Raw genomic sequence first — 1,311 nt, 5'->3', positions numbered from 1 at the left:
GGCCGGCGCCCAGTGAGGCACGGCTGGTCTCGCGGACGAACCACACCGTCAGGGCGGTGATCAGGGAGCCGCCGCAGAGGAGGAGGGCGACGGGGGTGCCGTCGCCGCTGCTCGCGACCAGGCTGCCGGCGATCATCGGGGAGAAGCCGGCGCCCACCAGGGTCGCGCCCTGGTAGCCGAGGGAGGCGCCGGTGTAGCGGACCTCGGTGCCGAACATCTCGCTGAACAGGGCGCCCAGCGGGCCGTACATCAGCGACTGGGAGATGCCGTGGCCGATGACGACGGCCAGGATCAGGGCTCCCGGCGACCCGGAGTCGACCAGCGCGAGGACGGGGAAGGCGGTGGCGGCGGACAGGATCGCGCCGGTGAGGACGACCGGGCGGCGGCCGACGCGGTCCGAGAGCGCGGACGCGCAGGGCAGGACGACCAGGGCGACCGCGGCGGAGACGGTGAGCGCGGTGAGCACCTGCGGGCGGGGGTGGCCGATGCCGGTGGCGTACGCGATGAGGTAACTGGTCAGCAGGGACTGGGCGGTGAAGGCGCCGATGCCCACGCAGCAGGCCAGCAGGACGGGGCGGGGGCGCTTGAGCACGTCGAGGATCGGCAGCCGGGACTCCGCGCGGTCCTTCTTCACCTCGGCGAACAGCGGGCTCTCGGCCACCTTGAGGCGGACGAACAGGCCGACGCCCAGCAGCAGGACGCTCAGCAGGAACGGCACCCGCCAGCCCCACGCGGCGAACTGGTCCCTGGGGAGGGTGGAGACCATCGCCACGACGGCGGCGGAGATCAGGGAGCCGAGCGGGGCTCCCATCTGGGTGAAGCTGGACCAGAGACCGCGGCGGTGCTCGCCCGCGTGCTCCACGACCATCAGGGTCGCGCCGCCCCACTCGCCGCCGATGGCGATGCCCTGGACCACCCGCAGGGTGATCAGCAGGACCGGCGCCCACACGCCGACGGTGTCGTAGGTGGGGAGCAGGCCGATGAGGAAGCTGGCGCCGCCCATCAGGCCCATGGTGAGCAGCAGCATGTTCTTGCGGCCGAGGCGGTCGCCGAAGTGTCCGAAGACGATGCCGCCGATCGGGCGGGCCACGTATCCGGCGGCGAAGGTGCCGAACGCGGCGATCGTGCCGACGGCGGGGTCGGCGCCGGGGAAGAACAGTTCGCCGAAGACGAGGGCTGCGACGGTGCCGTAGACGAGGAAGTCGTAGAACTCGACGGCGGTGCCGAGCAGGCCGGAGAGGGCGACCCGGCGGAGTTGGCGGGTGCGGTCGGACGGGGCGGGGGACGGGGGCATCGCGGTCTCCCTTGAGC

The 1,311-nt window shown here is 73.0% G+C and carries 1 protein-coding gene; it reads right to left on the bottom strand.

What is annotated here, in order from left to right; all coding sequences use genetic code 11:
* Nucleotides 1-1,294, bottom strand: a 1,294-nt coding sequence (locus AOJ26_RS40655) for an MFS transporter (protein ID WP_053853347.1), incomplete at its 3' end; no start/stop codon positions are given.
* Nucleotides 1,295-1,311 lie beyond the last annotated feature (17 nt).

The organism is Streptomyces sp. NRRL B-24085, assembly GCF_001282115.1.
In the GTDB taxonomy this organism is placed as follows: Bacteria; Actinomycetota; Actinomycetes; order Streptomycetales; family Streptomycetaceae; genus Streptomyces.
The sequence above is the reverse complement of the archived record's forward strand: the minus strand, read 5'-3'. Positions and strand labels throughout refer to the sequence as shown.